This window comes from Myroides sp. (genome assembly GCF_032073645.1).
Classification (GTDB): domain Bacteria; phylum Bacteroidota; class Bacteroidia; order Flavobacteriales; family Flavobacteriaceae; genus Flavobacterium; species Flavobacterium odoratimimum.
In genome coordinates, this window is the sequence record NZ_DAMANB010000009.1 from 79,885 (window position 1) to 95,899 (window position 16,015).

Consider the following 16,015-nt stretch of genomic DNA (forward strand, 5'->3'; position numbering starts at 1 on the left):
CTTTTGTTACTATCATATAAATCAAAATAATGTCACTACAGGTTAAAAATATAAGCAAGTTTTATGGCGAACAGAAAGCCTTAGACAGTATTAGTTTCTCTATCCCAAAGGGTCAAATAGCTGGCTTTTTAGGCCCTAATGGGGCAGGTAAGTCTACACTAATGAAGATTCTAACGACATACATTCACAGTGATGAAGGTCAAGCTTATGTCAATGACTTTAACGTAGAGACAGAACAGCGAAATGTACAGCATTCTATAGGTTATTTACCAGAGCACAATCCGCTGTACTTAGAGATGTATGTGCGAGAGTATTTACAGTTCAACGCTGATATTTATAAAGTAGCTAAAAGTAGAATTGACGAAGTAATTAACCTAACAGGTCTAAGTCCTGAAGCGCATAAGCGAATAGGTGAATTATCGAAAGGATATAGACAGCGTGTAGGATTAGCCACTGCTCTTCTTCACGATCCAGAGGTACTTATCTTAGATGAACCTACCACAGGATTAGATCCTAATCAATTAGTAGAGATTAGAGAGTTAATTAAAAACATTGGTAAGGATAAAACGGTATTTCTCTCTACACATATTATGCAAGAAGTAGAAGCTATTTGTGACCGTGTGATTATTATCAAAAAAGGACAAATAGTAGCAGATCAAATGCTTTCATCTATGTTAGAGAATCAAAATGAACAGATAATAGCTGTTGAATTTGACTTTAAAATAGAGGTTCAGTTTATAGATAGAATCCCTAACCTTATCCGTGCAAATCATATTCATGACACACAGTGGGAATTAGTGTTCCCTATAGATAATGATTATAGACCTACTGTATATGACTTCGCTCAAGAGAATGGACTTAAAACACTATCCATGCAAGTAAAAAACAAAAATCTAGAAAGTCTCTTTAGAGAGATTACACAATAAGCAAAAACACCTCTTAGTAGAGGTGTTTTTTTTTATACCTCAACCCACACAAAAAAAGAGGTTGTCACGAATGACAACCTCTTACGCTAACTAAAAACAACAACCAAATACCATTCTAAAATGGATACTTTTTTTAAAAATAAATATTCAATTAATTACGAGCATCTAACTCTTCTTGAGGAATGACTAACTGGAAGCGTTTATCCTGTGCAGGAAGAGATACTACAGTTCTGTGATTACCTGTACGAGTGATTCCTCTTAATAATCGCTTAGCATCGAACCACTCTACTCCGCATTCTCCATATAATTCTTTTCTTCTCTCTAATAAGATTACATCTAGTAACGCTGTACCAGTAGCACTTGTAGCTTTAGCTTTTGCATCTCTATTTAGACGAATAGCATCTAATATCTCTTTTGACTTTCTTTCATTGCCTAAATGATATTCTGCTTCAGCTTCTATTAATACCAATTCAGGATATCTGATAACTGGTAAATCAGCTTCGAATGTGAATTTAAACTTAGAAGTCACATACTCTTGCCAATCTCCTTTAGGCTTTTCGTAAAAATTACTAAACAAGTTTCGCACATCTGTTGGGCTAAAATATTTCACAAACTCATCATTGATAAACGTACCGTGATAAGCTACCGCTATATGATCCATCATAGCGTGTGGATGTGATTTATAATACACAGACTGATCAGCACTCTGAGGCAATGCCCATAACCACTCTGTCGCACTCATCGTATCAAAGCCTTTGTTGTAATCTTCTGCATTCAATACTTTTAGTATATTTCCTCCATAAGCTTCATTCGCATTCTTCTTAGCTAGATCCCATTTACCCATATATTGATATACTTGAGCTAAAAATGCTTGAGCTACTGATTTATTGATATACGATTTATTTATTCTACCTCCTCCTAGTCTAGACGAAGCTTCTTCTAAGTCAGTTACTATTCTAGTAAAGAACTCTTCCTTAGTAGAAAATGGATTAGGTATAGTAGTCGGCTCTGTATATATCGGCGGAAATGTTACGTTTTGATTAGATAAATAAGCATCTCCAAACTCTATTGCCAATTGAAAGTAATAATATCCTCTAAGAGCTAGAGCCTGACCTATTAACTCATCTTTATCTTCTTTACTAATCTTTGTACTCTCTTCTACTCCTTGAATAAAGTTATTTACTTGATCTATGATTCTATAAGGCAATCGCCATGAGAACTTAGATCTAGTCCCTGTACTTAAATACACCTGGTAGTCATAATCTGAGCCAAACCAAATCTGTTTTTGTATCAAATCTGCTCCTTTTACACTTCGAGCAAATAAAATACTATGTAATCCAGACGCTTCATCATTAATCAAAGTGCTTCTCTGTAATCTCAAAATTCCCGATAAGAATGAGGTCGCCCCCTCTTTACTCCCAAATACTACTTCTGGAGATATACTATCTTTTGGTTTTGGATCATCTAAGAAATCTGATGAACATCCTGTAACTGTGCTAATAAACAATACAGCTACGATACTTTTTATTATTGATTTTATCACGTATTTACTCTTTTAGAAATTAATATTTAATCCAACAGATAGGGTTGCAGATAGAGGCACACGATAGTTAGTCACCCCGTTAATTGCTTGCTCTGGATCGATACCTTTATGTGACTGGAAAGTCAATAAATTCTCTCCTTGCACATATACCCTTGCTTGTTTTAATTTAAACTTACCTAAACTTTCGATAGGTAAAGTATACCCAAGTGTTAATGCTTTTAATCTTAAATAATCATTCTTATACAGGAATCTAGTAGATGTTGCAGCAAAGTTATTTGTAGAGTTAATAAGTACTGGGATATCCGTAATATCACCCGGCTTTTGCCAACGATTAACTATATCAGGTGAACTTTGATATCCTATAGACATACCATTCATTAATCCCGAATAATCATTATCATAAATATAACCACCTAAACTAAAATTAAAGAATGCACTAAAATCAAAGTTTTTATAAGATAAAGCCGTATTAAATCCTCCTACTAGTTTTGGAAGAGCAGATTTATTATAGTAACGCGTTGCCTCGTTATAGTCCTTTGTAGTTTCTCTTCCTATCACTTGACCATCTGTATCTACTACATCCTTATACCACATTCCATATCCATCATTAGGATCTACACCAGCCCAATCTCTTAAATAGAAATCATAAAGAGAGCGACCTTCTGCCCATCTATTTAACCCACTGATAAAACTGTCTTGCGTCAGTGATTTAATCTTATTTCTATCAATAGAGAAATTAAGTGAAGTATCCCATTTCCAATCGCCAGAACGTATATTATGAGAAGTCAAGCTTACCTCTAGTCCATAGTTTTCTATTGTTCCAGCATTAGATAATATCTCTAAGTTACCAGTAGAAGGAGCTTGTGGAATAGCAAATAATAAATCTATAGAACGCTTTTTATAATAATCAACCGATCCTTCTATTCTATTGTTAAACAAACTAAAATCGATACCAGCATTGAATGAAGCTGTTTTCTCCCATGTCAAATATGGATCAGCTAAATCACCTAATACAACCCCAGGATTATCTAACTGATTATAACCTGTATCAAATAACCTTAAGTAAGGAAAATACTTCCCTGTGATATTATTATTTCCTAGCTCACCATAAGAAACTCTTAATTTTAATAAGTCAATAGTATTATTGTCTACTAAGAAATCTTCTGATGACACTATCCAAGATCCTCCTACTGAGTAGAAGTTTCCTTTTCGAACAGATTTATCAAAACGAGTACTTGCATCACGTCTAAACGATCCTTCTATAAAATACTTATTTGCATAGTCATAACTTACCCTACCTAAATAACTAGTCAATCTATCCTCTACATCGTATCCATTAATACCCTCTAATGAGGTACCACTCCCTATCTCTGTATTACCAGGTAAGAATCCTGTAGTAGAAGCATTAAAGAAATCTTTCTTAAACTTATAAGCCTCGTAGATACCATCTACTGCGATATGGTGTTCTCCTAATATCTTATCGTAGTGTAAGGCATTAATAAAGTTCAATGTCTCTGACGTATCCTTGAATCTAAGTACACGACCATTCACACTAGATGCCTGACCATACTGAGAGTTGTTGTACTCTTTATTGTCATAGTCATACTTTTCATAAGACAGATTAGTTCTGAAATATAACCCCTCAGCCAAATCTAACTTAGCAAAACCATTCCAACTCGTCGTAGATCGTCTAATTACAGTACTATTGTTTTGTAATATCCCTGCTGCATTCTCACCACTCATGATAGGGCGAACACTATTAATATCTTTACTAGAAGCATTACCATAATCATAGATCAGACTTCCTTGAGCATCATATACTACTTGTCCATTTAAGTCTCTTTTATATACAGGATATACACTAGGCATAGCATAGATCCATCCCATTGGGCTATAAAGGTTAGTACCACTCTGTACAGGGAAGTTTTGATTAGAAGCAGAGTACGCAGTATTAGCTCCTAATTGTAACCAGTCTGTCACTTGACTTTCTATATTAAGACGAACAGTCGTACGTTCAAAGTTAGAAGTCTTGATCATTCCATCTTGGTTTAAGTAGTTACCTGAAAGGAAATAAGTCGTACGATCACCTCCACCTGCTACATTAAAATTGTATTCATTTCTAAACGCTTGGTTTCTCTGCAATTCTTTTTTCCAGTCTGTCTCCCATAACAACGGATTCTTAACTGTCCAATTACCATTATAATCCACAGGTTGATCTGTTCCAAATGGATTATAACCAAAATAACTTACTAACCCATCTGAAGCCGTTCTACGTGCTGTCTCTTCATCTTGGCCTAGCACATACTGATAGTTATTCTTTCTGGCTTCCCACAGATACTGTGTATACCCACGAGTATCTAATACCTTGTGTGTTTTCACAGCATCGAATGCTACTCCAGAACTCAACTTGATATTCACGTCTGGTTGGCTATTTAGCTTACCCATTTTTGTTTTAATCAGGATTACACCATTAGCTCCACGAGAACCGTATAAGGCTGTAGAAGACGCATCTTTCAGCACGTTGATACTTTCTATCTGATCTGCACTTATCGAGCTAATATAGCCTGAATACGGAGCTCCATCTAATATAATTAATGGATCTGCTGATGCATTGATAGAACCGATACCACGAATGCGTATTGTAGGGCTCTCTCCAGGTTGAGAGTTAGAGTTTATGATATTCACTCCAGCTACTGTTCCTTGTAGTGCAGACACTACAGAAGTAGACACTTGCTTATCTAGAGCATCACTCTTGATCTGACTAATTGCACCTACTACAGCTTTTTGCTTTTGAGCCCCATAAGCCACGATTACGATATCATCTAAACCTATCACATCCTCTACTAAGCTAATATTCACTACACGCTGTTTAGTCACAGTAATAGACTGAGGTTTAAAACCTACGTACTCGAATTGAAGCACATCACCTTCATTTACATCGATAGCATACTTACCATCTAAGTCTGTTTGTACTCCTTTAGTTGAATTCTTTACGATAACTGAGACTCCAGGTAGAGAGAATCCCCCCTGTTCACTTACCACACCTGTCACAGTTACTTGTTGTGCTAAAGCCACATTACACAGCAGTAGCAAGCTACTTATTAGTAGCCGAAGTTTAATACTTTTCATTTATACTAAAAATTTTATTATTTTTAGCAGCACACACATTACCTATCGTTTTTTTGCTGCTTAAAAAAACGATACAAAAAAAGGAGGCTCTACCAAAGCCTCCTTTTCTGTTATTAAAACAAAAAATCAATAAAGCTTTTCTTCACATAAGGGTACACACATCTTCTCCATACACATAGAGAAGTTTTTAGCAAGAACAGGTGTACTGCATGATTTCGAAATAGGTTTTACTATTTTTTGTATAATCTTCATTTACTTATTTTTTATCTGATATAACAGTGCAAAGATATACACATAAATATTTTTTCTACAACACAACCACAATTAAGGAAAAAACATCTATAATCAATATCTTTCAAAGAAAAAACCATTACTTTTACATATCCTAAACTTCACTAAACAGAAAAATTAACTATGCAACACATAGACGAAATTGATAAAAGACTACTTATCGAACTTCAATTAGACGGAAAACAATCGACGAAACAGCTAGCAGAGAAAGTAAATCTATCACTTACACCTGTACACGAAAGAATAAAGAAGCTTGAAGCAACAGGAATTATTCAAGGATATTCTGCTCAACTCAACCCCGATTTATTAGGAAAAAAACTAATCGTGTATTGTCAAGTAATCTTGATTAGACATCAAGAAAGCCTCTTTGAGGAATTTGAAAACTATGTCAAAGGATTAGACGAAGTATTAGAAGCTTCTTATATAGCAGGAGACTATGACTTCTTTTTAAAATTACTAGTTGATGACGTACAAGCCTATCAACAATTTGTAGTACACAAGATATCCAAACTAGAAATTATCTCTAATATCAAAAGCTCTTTTGTTATTCAGACCATAAAGAAGACCTCTAATGTACCCTTATAAAAGAAAAGCCCTGACGTAACATCAGGGCTTTCTTATATTCTATATTTCTTTTTAAAACAGACCGTTGATTTCCGCATCTATTTTATTGATTACGTTTCCTAAATCTTCTGGGTTTTCTACGAAATCCAAATTATCTACATCGATAATTAGTAACTTCCCTTTGTCATACCCTTTAATCCACTCTTCATATCGTTCATTTAATTTGTTTAAATACTCGATAGAAATAGAGTTTTCATAATCTCTTCCTCTCTTTTGGATTTGCCCTACTAGATTAGGTACAGAGCTTCTTAAGTAGATTAATAAATCTGGAGCTCCTACCAATTCTTGCATCAATTCGAATAAAGAAGAGTAGTTCTGAAAATCACGATTAGACATTAAGCCCATTGCGTGTAAGTTCGGCGCGAAGATATGTGCATCTTCATATATCGTACGATCCTGGATAATCGTCTTACCACTTTGTCTAATTTGTAAAACTTGACGAAAACGGCTATTTAAAAAATACACTTGTAAGTTAAAAGACCATCTGTCCATCTGGTGGTAGAAGTCATCTAGATAAGGATTATCTACTACATCCTCATAATGAGGTTCCCACCCATAGTGTTTGGCTAATAAATTCGTAAGCGTAGTCTTTCCTGCGCCTATATTTCCAGCAATAGCTATATGCATTACGGTAATTTTATAAAGTAATTATTTATTTTCTGTCCGTCAAAAATACTCAATTTTTGATTGCCATAAAAGAAGCCTGAAATGCTTTTTTCTTTTGTATCTAGAACAGAAGTCTTATTCGCTTTTAAATCAACAAAGTATAATTTATCTTTATAAGAATAAAGTAATTTATCTACCTCTAATATTTGCATTAAATCGTATTCCGTCTCTAGATTATACGTAACAACCTCTTTACCGACTAGGTCATTTCCATGTAATACGTTCTCTTCATCTACCCAAAAGAACAGATGAGGCAATGTCAAATATTGTTTAATCTTAGCTCCTTCTGGAAAAGTAAATACACGGTGTAGCTCATAAGTAACACTGTTATATAAATTCACTGATCTGTTGCGCTCATTTACTAACCAATAATTACGCTTCGTACTCACCCCTGCAAAACTAGTCTCCATAGTCGGAAACTTAACTCCTAATTCGATGACATTGCGTTCTGCTAATTCTCTATTGACTAATACAAAAGCCTTCTTTTCTTTATAGAAAAGCATTAGTTCTAGAGGATTAGTAATATCGATTAAGGTAAGAGAGTCAAAATTCTTACTCTTATAAGAAGTACCACTATATTTTGTGTTCTTTCTAAAAACATCTCCTTCTTTTAGATAAGTACTTTCATAGATATCTTTACCTAAGAACTGCTGATCCTTACCTACATTTTCATTACTTTGAAACTTTAGTCTCAAAGTATCCATAATGACAACAGGTTTATCACTCTCTAAAGCTTCTTTTTTTTCAGATATTGTTTTAGAAGGTTTTTGAGCATATCCTAGAGCGACAACTAAAACAACAATTAAACAAGAAAATATCTTTTTCATAACTTACTTTTTTTAACTTTTGATATACGTCAAAAAGGTAAAAGGATATTGATGTTTTGCATCTTTATCATGAAACTCCTCTCTGACTAATTTCCATTCTTTAGGATCGATAACAGGAAAGAAAGCGTCTGCCTCTAATACCGTATGTACACGAGTTAGTTCTATCTTATCTGCAAAAGGAAGTGCTAGATTATAGATTTCTCCTCCGCCTATAATAAAACTCTCTTCTTGCTCTGTTACTAAATCTAAAGCCTTTTCTAAACTATTCACTACAATACACGATGCTGGAGCCTCGTACTCCTCTTGGCGTGTAATGATGATATGCGTACGATTAGGTAAAGGTTTTGGAAAAGACTCAAAAGTCTTTCTCCCCATAATAATAAAATGATGAGACGTTAAGTCTTTAAAATGTTTAAAATCATCTGGCAAATGCCATAACAAATCATTGTCTTTACCTAAAGCATTATTCTCTGCAGCTGCAGCGATCAGTGTCAGCATATTTTTATTTTTTATCTAATTCTGGTGAGCTAGTAGGAGTTGGTTGTTGGATTTGCTCTAAATCTCTCTGTGTATCTACTAATGGAAAATCCTTCTCTACTTTTGCTCTTAATTCTTTGATGCGTTGTTCTTGTAGTTCTACTAAACGTCTTACTTGCTTATCCTCCCATCGCTTACCCATAAAGCGATCTACGATTAACACATTCACAGCGTGTAAGAATACTAACAATGCCCATATCCCGATAGCATACGGCCACCAAATCGTAACTGTAGTCTGATCCTGAACTAAGCCGTTAAAACAAAACATGGCAATACTCCCTAAAACAAATACGACGAAGTGAAAGAATAACATCTTTCTTTGTTTTAATCGTTTGCGTGCATATTCATACATTTCGTAAGATTCATCTCTTTTCATAAGCTATATTTTTATTGCGCTGTTTATACAGATACTTGTCCTTTTATAGCAGGATGAGGATCATATCCCTCAAGTGTAAAATCCTCGTATTTAAAACTAAATATATCTTTCACCTCTTTATTGATTACCATTCGAGGCAACGGCTTTGGTTCTCTACTTAGCTGTAGTGTCACTTGCTCTATATGATTATTATAGATATGCACATCCCCGAATGTATGGATAAAATCTCCTACTTCTAGATCACATACCTGAGCGACCATCATCGTTAACAAGGCATAAGAAGCAATATTAAAAGGTACTCCCAAGAATACATCTGCACTGCGCTGATATAACTGACAAGACAGCTTCCCATCTGCTACATAGAACTGAAAGAATGAATGACATGGAGGCAATGCCGCCTTTCCATTCGCTACGTTATCTGCAAAAGAGATAGAAGTGTCTGGCATCACACTAGGGTTCCATGCAGACACCATTATACGTCTACTGTTAGGGTTGTTCTTCAGGGTATCTATCACCTCTTTTATCTGGTCTATCCCTTCTCCATTCCAGTTTCTCCATTGATATCCATACACAGGTCCTAGATCACCGTTCTCATCAGCCCACTCATCCCATATACGCACTCCATACTCACTAAGATACTTAATATTCGTATCTCCGTTTAAGAACCACAACAACTCATAGATGATAGACTTTAAATGTACTTTCTTAGTCGTCACTAAAGGGAAACCTTCTGCTAAGTCAAATCGCATCTGGTGTCCGAATATACTCTTGGTTCCTGTACCTGTTCGATCTCCTTTTTGTGTTCCTTTATCAAGTACTTGTTGTACTAAGTCTAAGTATTGTCTCATTGTTGTGTTGTCTATATATAGGGTTATTATCTTTTATTTAACTCATCTCTTAGCAAAGCTGCCTTTTCATAGTCCTCACTTGCTAAAGCATCATCTAACATCTTCTCTAGATCTGATTTAGTATAACTAGAAAAATCATTTGCCTTCGCCTCTTCTTCTAAAAACTGTTCTACCTGAGAAGCAATGTCCTCTCCTGAATGTGGTACTCTACGCTCTTCTACTGTTTCTTCCTCTTCTTCCACCTCAGCACTAAGGATGATACCTGCTCTATCAAGAATATCTTTATACGTATAAATAGGGGCATAAAAGCGTATTGCTAGTGCTATCGCATCTGATGTACGTGCATCTATCGTCTCTTCTACTCCATCTCTTACACAGACTAGACTAGAGTAAAAAACTCCATCTAATAGCCTGTTAATGATAACTTCTTTGACTATGATACTATATCGATCTGCTAGGGTCTTAAACAAGTCATGAGTCAGAGGTCTAGGTGGTTTAATATCATCCTCTATCGCTATCGCAATAGACTGAGCCTCAAAGGCTCCTATTACGATAGGTAATTTTCTACTTCCTACCTCTTCTTCTAGTATAAGCGCATATGCACCATTCTGTGTATGACTATAAGAGATCCCACTTACCGTTAATTTTATTAAACTCATAATTATTTTTTATACAAAAAAAGCAACTAAAACAAAGATATAAATATTCTTTGTCTTAGTTGCCTTATATATTTAAAAGCTTATAAAATGCTTATGCATTCTTAGCCTTAAACTCTTTTAATTTCTCTACTAACTGAGGCACTACTTGGAATGCATCTCCTACGATACCATAATCAGCTACTTTAAAGAATGGTGCTTCCGCATCTGTATTAATAGCTACTTTTACTTTAGAAGAGTTCACCCCTGCGATATGTTGGATAGCTCCAGAGATACCTACAGCGATATATAAGTTCGCAGCTACAGGCTTACCTGTTTGTCCTACGTGCTCTTCATGCGATCTCCACCCTAAGTCAGATACAGGCTTAGAACAAGCTAATGCTCCACCTAATACTTCTGCTAAGTCTTCGATCATCTTCCAGTTCTCTGGTCCTTTTAATCCACGTCCTCCTGATACTACTACATCAGCATCAGCGATAGTTACTTTTCCAGATACTTTTTCTACTCCTTCTACTTTTAGGCTGAAGTCAGCATCGTTTAACGATGGTGCAAAATCCTCAGCTGCAGCAGCTCCAGAAGCCTCTACTAGTCCGTAAGAGTTCTTAGCTAATGCTAATACTTTTACATCTGTAGTTAATTCTGTATGTGTAAATGCTTTAGTAGAGAAAGAGTTTCTCTTCACTACGAAAGGAGAAGTACTCTCTGGCAAAGCTACCACGTTAGAAGCATATCCAGCGTTTAGAGCTACTGCTACATAAGGAGCAGCGTATAAACTGTCTGTTGTAGAAGATAATACTACTACTTTAGCTCCTTCTTTAGCAGCTGCTTGTTTGATTACATCTGCATAAGCTTTAGCATTAAAGTTAGCTAACTTATCGTTAGATACTTTTAATACTTTATCTACACCGTATTTTCCTAATTCGCTTACGTCTGAAGCATTGATCGTTACAGCTGTCACAGTTGTTCCTAATGACTCTGCTACTTTTTTAGCATAAGAAGCTAACTCTAATGCTACTTTTTTAAATTTTCCTTCTGCTGATTCAGCATATATTAAAACTGACATAATTCTTCTTTTTTAAAGGTTTACAAATAAATGAAATTAGATAACTTTTGCCTCGTTGTGTAACAAGTTGATTAACTCATCTAAGTTATCAGGTGAAATCATTTTACAAGCTGATTTTGGAGCTGGTTTTTCGAATTTCACATCTTTAGTAGTTGCCTCTGCTCCTACTGGTTCTACTACAGCTAAAGCCTTTGTTCTAGCTGACATAATACCACGCATATTAGGAATGCGCAAGTCTTTTTCATCTACGATACCTTTTTGTCCTCCGATTACTAATGGCAATTTTCCAGAGATAGTCTCTTTACCACCGTCTATCTGACGAATCGCTTTCACAGAAGTACCATCTACTTCTAACCCTTCACATGAGTTTACGAAATCGTATCCTAAGAATGCAGCTAGCATTCCTGGTACCATTCCACCATTATAATCTAAAGATTCCTTACCAGCTAATACTAAGTCAAAACCTCCATTTTTTACTACTTCTGCTAATTGTTTTGCTACGAACATTCCGTCAGTAGGATTAGCATTCACACGGATAGCTTCATCTGCTCCGATAGCTAATGCTTTACGCAACGTAGCTTCAGTATCAGGTCCACCTACATTCACTACAGTAACTGTAGCTCCTTGTTTCTCTTTGAACCAAATCGCTCTAGTTAAAGAATACTCGTCATTAGGATTGATTACAAACTGTACTCCATTTGTATCAAATGTTGTATCTCCATTCGTGAAGTTAATTTTTGAAGTAGTATCAGGCACATGACTGATGCAAACTAATATTTTCATTTTTATATCGTTTTTTGTGTTTCACATTTACTTACCGAACGAAAATAAGAATTTATTTTTGATATTTTACTATGCGTGCATATAAAATTATCAGTCTTATTTAAATAGATTCTAATTAACAAACTTTTACCTCTACCCGTTTATAATGCTCCACACCCCTTAATTATATTGAAATACAAACTTTTTCTTTCCTATTTATGGTAAGGGTACTCCTGTCCTTATCCTATTATTTCTCTTTTAATAACAACTCTTTTAATAAAAGAATTAACACGAATTTGGTTAAATAATCTTTTGACACCTTCACTTCTACTCTTAATACTCGAACAGAATTACGTTATCACCACAGACAAATTCAGATTTGAATCTATGCCTATAGCACTAATATCACCTCCCTTATAATAGCTATCTAAGTAGAACACTATTCTTTTTAAACAACTCAACAATTTTCTCTACTTCTTCAACACCGCTACAACACTTCTTCAACATTCCTTCAACAAACAACGTCTTAACTAGAGCAATCATGGAGAAGTCTTGACGAACTGTTGAAGAAGATAGCACAAAGCCTTATATATACTGGCTTGAAAGCTATTCAATACCCAACTACAAAAAAAGGACAACAAACAACAGCACCTTAAAAATCAACCACTTAACCCTTAAAATTCATAAAATGAAAATAAAAAAGCAGACCTACTTTTTTCTTAAAACAACGTTTAAAGAAGGATTAAAGCTCTATTTAGGCTAAAAAACAATGTAAAAAGACAGCTTCTAGTATCATTATTAGTCCCAAAAAAGGACAAGAACAAAAAAAGTGTAGAGAAATTCGAACAACTATATATAGTACATAGCTAGGATAACTACTGATTATTTAATCACATATACTAATATTTCACCAACAAAAAAATAGTAAAGCTATCTTCTAAACTGCAGAGGATTTACCCCTGTCTCGCGCTTAAAGAAACGCCCCATATAAGAAGGATCTTGAAAGTTTAACTGCTCGGCTATTTGGCTAATGTTTAAATCCGTATTGCGAAGGTAATCTTTAATCTCTAATACCACTTGACGATTAATAAGCTCTTTAGGGCTATAATTCAAGAACTGCTGAGTGATCTGTGATAAATAATAAGGTGTAATACATAAAGTATCTGCATAGAACGCGACATCTCTATGCTGCTTAGCATGATGAGTGATCAGATCCCAGAACTTCCAGCATAGCTCCTCTTGTCTACTGTAGTGTTTCTCTATAATTAACTCATCATAGTTAACCTGCTCTGATAAATTTAAAAACAAAATCTGAAATTGGTTACACAGCATTCGCTTAGTGTGTATAGAAGTGTGCTCTATCATATAAAGAGATACAGAATGCCAGTGATTATAAATCCTAATATTCTCTTCACTAAAATATTGCACTGGGAAATAATGTAGGTAACTAAACAATTCGTTTGGTAATACATAAGCAATCTCACTAGCGAAATCGCGCTGAATCAAAAAACAATGCATCCTATAGTCCTCTGACATCTCTCTGAAGGTGACTATATTATCTTCTCCTACGATAATAAAGTTACCCTTACTCAGTATATACTCTTTAAAATCAACACTGATGAGTGCCCTTCCAGCTTCTACAAAAAAGAACGATAAATAAGGGGTAGCAACAGGATAATCAAACTGATTCTCTTTCGTACAAATGCCATAATCCACCCCAAAACTAAGAGTGATACGCTCCTTTAAATCTATCAAAACACTTTTCATAAATACAGAATAAAATCAAAGTACCATACAAATAAACAAAAATACTTTCTAAAATTACATTTTTATCTAAAATAATCATACAGCCAGATTCTAAGCACACCCCTACTTTTGCATCAGAATAATAACAAGTACTTTCAACAAGAGTACAAAAATGAAAAGAAGATGAGACTAGAAACAGAAAGATTGATTTTGCGCCCTTGGGAAGAGTCAGATGCAGAGAGTTTATACTTATACGCAAAAGACGAACAAGTAGGTCCAGCAGCAGGTTGGCCAGCCCATAAAAGTGTAGAAGAAAGTAAAGCAGTAATCAACAACGAATTTGCACACCCAGAGATATACGCCGTAGCTCTAAAAGACACTAATGAAGCGATAGGATGTATTGGTTTGTTAATCGGAAAAAACAGCAACTTTGACATTTCTGAAAACGAAGCAGAAGTAGCCTACTGGGTAGGTGTACCACACTGGGGCAAAGGCTATATCCCAGAGGCACTTGAGCGATTAATCAAACACGCATTTGTAGACCTAAAGATCGTAGACCTCTGGTGTGGATTCTATGAAGAAAACGCTAAATCACTACGTGCACAATCAAAATGTGGATTTACATTCGCTTATAAATCAGAAAACAGATATGACAAATACTTTAAAGACGACCGTATCGAAGTAATCACTAGATTAAAATACGAAGACTGGTTACAATCTCAGCAATAACACTTCACCCTTCTATCTCTATAGGAGGGTTTCTTTTGATTGGGCACATAGAGATGGCGTAACACCATGAGTTAAGAAACCTCAACGATACAACGATAAACTATAAAAGCTAAAATACTACAACACCTTCAACTAAAGGCGTATAATATTAAAGAATTGTAAATCAGAAATAAAGTAGGTTATAAAAAATATAATAAAAGAGGACGCATAAGATTAAAACCTATAAAACAATAAAACAGATACTCAAGATAAAGATATTTTTTCCTATTTTTGCTTTCGTAAATTAATTACACAAAATAGAAAATTATGAGAACGATTCAATTTAGAGAGGCCGTGTGTGAAGCGATGAGCGAAGAAATGCGTCGCGACGAATCAATATATTTAATAGGTGAAGAAGTAGCTGAATATAACGGTGCTTATAAAGCTTCTAAAGGTATGTTGGACGAATTCGGTCCAAAACGTGTTATCGATGCTCCGATTGCAGAGTTAGGATTTGCTGGTATTGCAGTTGGATCTGCAATGAATGGTAACCGTCCTATCGTTGAGTTTATGACTTTCAACTTCTCTTTAGTAGGAATCGACCAAATTATAAACAATGCTGCTAAGATGCGTCAGATGTCTGGTGGTCAATTTAATATTCCTATCGTATTCCGTGGACCTACTGCATCTGCAGGACAATTAGGTGCAACTCACTCACAAGCTTTTGAAAACTGGTATGCTAATGTACCTGGATTAAAAGTAGTAGTACCATCTAACGTATATGACTGTAAAGGATTATTAAAAGCGGCTATCCGTGATAATGACCCTGTTATCTTCATGGAATCTGAGCAAATGTATGGTGATAAAGGTGAAGTGCCAGAAGGAGAATACACTATCCCATTAGGAGTAGCTGATATTAAGAGAGAAGGTACTGATGTAACTATCGTTTCTTTTGGTAAAATCATCAAAGAAGCTTATAAAGCTGCTGATGAACTAGCTCAAGAAGGTATCTCTTGTGAAATTATTGACTTGCGTACTGTACGTCCATTAGATCAAGAGGCTATTCTTAAATCTGTAAAGAAAACAAATCGTCTAGTAATTCTAGAGGAGGCTTGGCCATTTGGAAGTATTTCTTCTGAAATTACTTATATGGTACAAGAGCAAGCATTCGATCATTTAGACGCTCCTATCCAAAGAATCACGACTGCTGATACACCAGCACCATATTCTCCAGTATTACTACAAGAGTGGCTACCTAACGCTAACGATGTAGTGAAAGCTGTAAAAAAAGTACTTTACAAGTAAAAAAAATA

General features: G+C 35.2%; 15 protein-coding genes. 4 read left to right on the forward strand and 11 right to left on the reverse strand.

Annotated elements, in window-relative coordinates:
• Positions 1-29: 29 nt before the first annotated feature.
• Positions 30-926 carry a gliding motility-associated ABC transporter ATP-binding subunit GldA gene (gene gldA, locus RT228_RS08640; RefSeq protein WP_006257236.1) on the forward strand — a complete coding sequence of 299 codons (897 nt, stop codon included), beginning with the start codon at positions 30-32 and terminating at the stop codon, positions 924-926.
• A 151-nt stretch (positions 927-1,077) separates the two neighbouring features.
• On the opposite strand, the gene RT228_RS08645 is transcribed toward gldA, so the two are convergent.
• Together RT228_RS08645 and RT228_RS08650 are read right to left on the reverse strand one after the other, a co-directional pair.
• Positions 1,078-2,469 (reverse strand): RagB/SusD family nutrient uptake outer membrane protein, encoded by a 1,392-nt coding sequence (locus tag RT228_RS08645; RefSeq protein WP_016650211.1) that lies wholly within the window; start codon positions 2,467-2,469, stop codon positions 1,078-1,080.
• A 12-nt stretch (positions 2,470-2,481) separates the two neighbouring features.
• Positions 2,482-5,598, reverse strand: coding sequence for a SusC/RagA family TonB-linked outer membrane protein (locus RT228_RS08650; protein WP_006257238.1), 3,117 nt, complete (start codon positions 5,596-5,598; stop codon positions 2,482-2,484).
• 414 nt (positions 5,599-6,012) lie between these two features.
• On the opposite strand from RT228_RS08650, the gene RT228_RS08655 reads away from it, so the two are divergent.
• On the forward strand, positions 6,013-6,474 hold the full coding sequence (locus tag RT228_RS08655) for an Lrp/AsnC family transcriptional regulator (protein ID WP_006257239.1): 462 nt from the start codon (positions 6,013-6,015) through the stop codon (positions 6,472-6,474).
• Positions 6,475-6,525: 51 nt separating this feature from the next.
• On the opposite strand, the gene RT228_RS08660 is transcribed toward RT228_RS08655, so the two are convergent.
• The 9 genes from RT228_RS08660 to RT228_RS08700 form a co-directional block, all read right to left on the reverse strand.
• Positions 6,526-7,140: a deoxynucleoside kinase gene (locus tag RT228_RS08660; protein ID WP_006257240.1), complete on the reverse strand. Its 615-nt coding sequence runs from the start codon at positions 7,138-7,140 to the stop codon at positions 6,526-6,528.
• Positions 7,140-8,006, reverse strand: a complete 867-nt coding sequence (locus RT228_RS08665; protein WP_016650209.1) for a hypothetical protein — start codon at positions 8,004-8,006, stop codon at positions 7,140-7,142. Before RT228_RS08665 ends, RT228_RS08660 begins: the two co-directional genes overlap by 1 nt.
• A gap of 12 nt (positions 8,007-8,018) precedes the next feature.
• On the reverse strand, positions 8,019-8,504 hold the full coding sequence (locus tag RT228_RS08670) for a dihydrofolate reductase (protein WP_006262857.1): 486 nt from the start codon (positions 8,502-8,504) through the stop codon (positions 8,019-8,021).
• Between the two features lie 4 nt (positions 8,505-8,508).
• On the reverse strand, positions 8,509-8,919 hold the full coding sequence (locus RT228_RS08675) for a 2TM domain-containing protein (protein ID WP_006257243.1): 411 nt from the start codon (positions 8,917-8,919) through the stop codon (positions 8,509-8,511).
• Positions 8,920-8,942: 23 nt separating this feature from the next.
• Positions 8,943-9,767: a thymidylate synthase gene (locus tag RT228_RS08680; RefSeq protein ID WP_025125323.1), complete on the reverse strand. Its 825-nt coding sequence runs from the start codon at positions 9,765-9,767 to the stop codon at positions 8,943-8,945.
• 26 nt (positions 9,768-9,793) lie between these two features.
• The gene (locus RT228_RS08685) at positions 9,794-10,426 is read right to left on the reverse strand and encodes a bifunctional nuclease family protein (RefSeq protein WP_016650207.1); all 633 of its coding nucleotides are present in this window, start codon (positions 10,424-10,426) and stop codon (positions 9,794-9,796) included.
• Between the two features lie 91 nt (positions 10,427-10,517).
• On the reverse strand, positions 10,518-11,486 hold the full coding sequence (locus RT228_RS08690) for an electron transfer flavoprotein subunit alpha/FixB family protein (RefSeq protein ID WP_006257246.1): 969 nt from the start codon (positions 11,484-11,486) through the stop codon (positions 10,518-10,520).
• 36 nt (positions 11,487-11,522) lie between these two features.
• Positions 11,523-12,269 (reverse strand): electron transfer flavoprotein subunit beta/FixA family protein, encoded by a 747-nt coding sequence (locus tag RT228_RS08695; protein ID WP_016650206.1) that lies wholly within the window; start codon positions 12,267-12,269, stop codon positions 11,523-11,525.
• Positions 12,270-13,178: 909 nt separating this feature from the next.
• Complete coding sequence (locus RT228_RS08700; RefSeq protein ID WP_006257248.1) at positions 13,179-14,015, reverse strand: AraC family transcriptional regulator; 837 nt, start codon at positions 14,013-14,015, stop codon at positions 13,179-13,181.
• 162 nt (positions 14,016-14,177) lie between these two features.
• On the opposite strand from RT228_RS08700, the gene RT228_RS08705 reads away from it, so the two are divergent.
• The gene (locus tag RT228_RS08705; protein WP_025125325.1) at positions 14,178-14,723 is read left to right on the forward strand and encodes a GNAT family N-acetyltransferase; all 546 of its coding nucleotides are present in this window, start codon (positions 14,178-14,180) and stop codon (positions 14,721-14,723) included.
• 306 nt (positions 14,724-15,029) lie between these two features.
• Entirely contained in the window at positions 15,030-16,007 is a 978-nt protein-coding gene (locus RT228_RS08710; protein WP_006257250.1) for a pyruvate dehydrogenase complex E1 component subunit beta, read from the forward strand.
• Positions 16,008-16,015 lie beyond the last annotated feature (8 nt).

Coding starts and splice junctions, on each gene's coding strand:
- gldA (WP_006257236.1), top strand. CDS start 30: ATGTCACTACAGGTTAAAAATATAAGCAAGTTTTATGGCGAACAGAAA.
- RT228_RS08650 (WP_006257238.1), bottom strand. CDS start 5,598: ATGAAAAGTATTAAACTTCGGCTACTAATAAGTAGCTTGCTACTGCTG.
- RT228_RS08655 (WP_006257239.1), top strand. CDS start 6,013: ATGCAACACATAGACGAAATTGATAAAAGACTACTTATCGAACTTCAA.
- RT228_RS08660 (WP_006257240.1), bottom strand. CDS start 7,140: ATGCATATAGCTATTGCTGGAAATATAGGCGCAGGAAAGACTACGCTT.
- RT228_RS08665 (WP_016650209.1), bottom strand. CDS start 8,006: ATGAAAAAGATATTTTCTTGTTTAATTGTTGTTTTAGTTGTCGCTCTA.
- RT228_RS08670 (WP_006262857.1), bottom strand. CDS start 8,504: ATGCTGACACTGATCGCTGCAGCTGCAGAGAATAATGCTTTAGGTAAA.
- RT228_RS08675 (WP_006257243.1), bottom strand. CDS start 8,919: ATGAAAAGAGATGAATCTTACGAAATGTATGAATATGCACGCAAACGA.
- RT228_RS08680 (WP_025125323.1), bottom strand. CDS start 9,767: ATGAGACAATACTTAGACTTAGTACAACAAGTACTTGATAAAGGAACA.
- RT228_RS08685 (WP_016650207.1), bottom strand. CDS start 10,426: ATGAGTTTAATAAAATTAACGGTAAGTGGGATCTCTTATAGTCATACA.
- RT228_RS08690 (WP_006257246.1), bottom strand. CDS start 11,486: ATGTCAGTTTTAATATATGCTGAATCAGCAGAAGGAAAATTTAAAAAA.
- RT228_RS08695 (WP_016650206.1), bottom strand. CDS start 12,269: ATGAAAATATTAGTTTGCATCAGTCATGTGCCTGATACTACTTCAAAA.
- RT228_RS08700 (WP_006257248.1), bottom strand. CDS start 14,015: ATGAAAAGTGTTTTGATAGATTTAAAGGAGCGTATCACTCTTAGTTTT.
- RT228_RS08705 (WP_025125325.1), top strand. CDS start 14,178: ATGAGACTAGAAACAGAAAGATTGATTTTGCGCCCTTGGGAAGAGTCA.
- RT228_RS08710 (WP_006257250.1), top strand. CDS start 15,030: ATGAGAACGATTCAATTTAGAGAGGCCGTGTGTGAAGCGATGAGCGAA.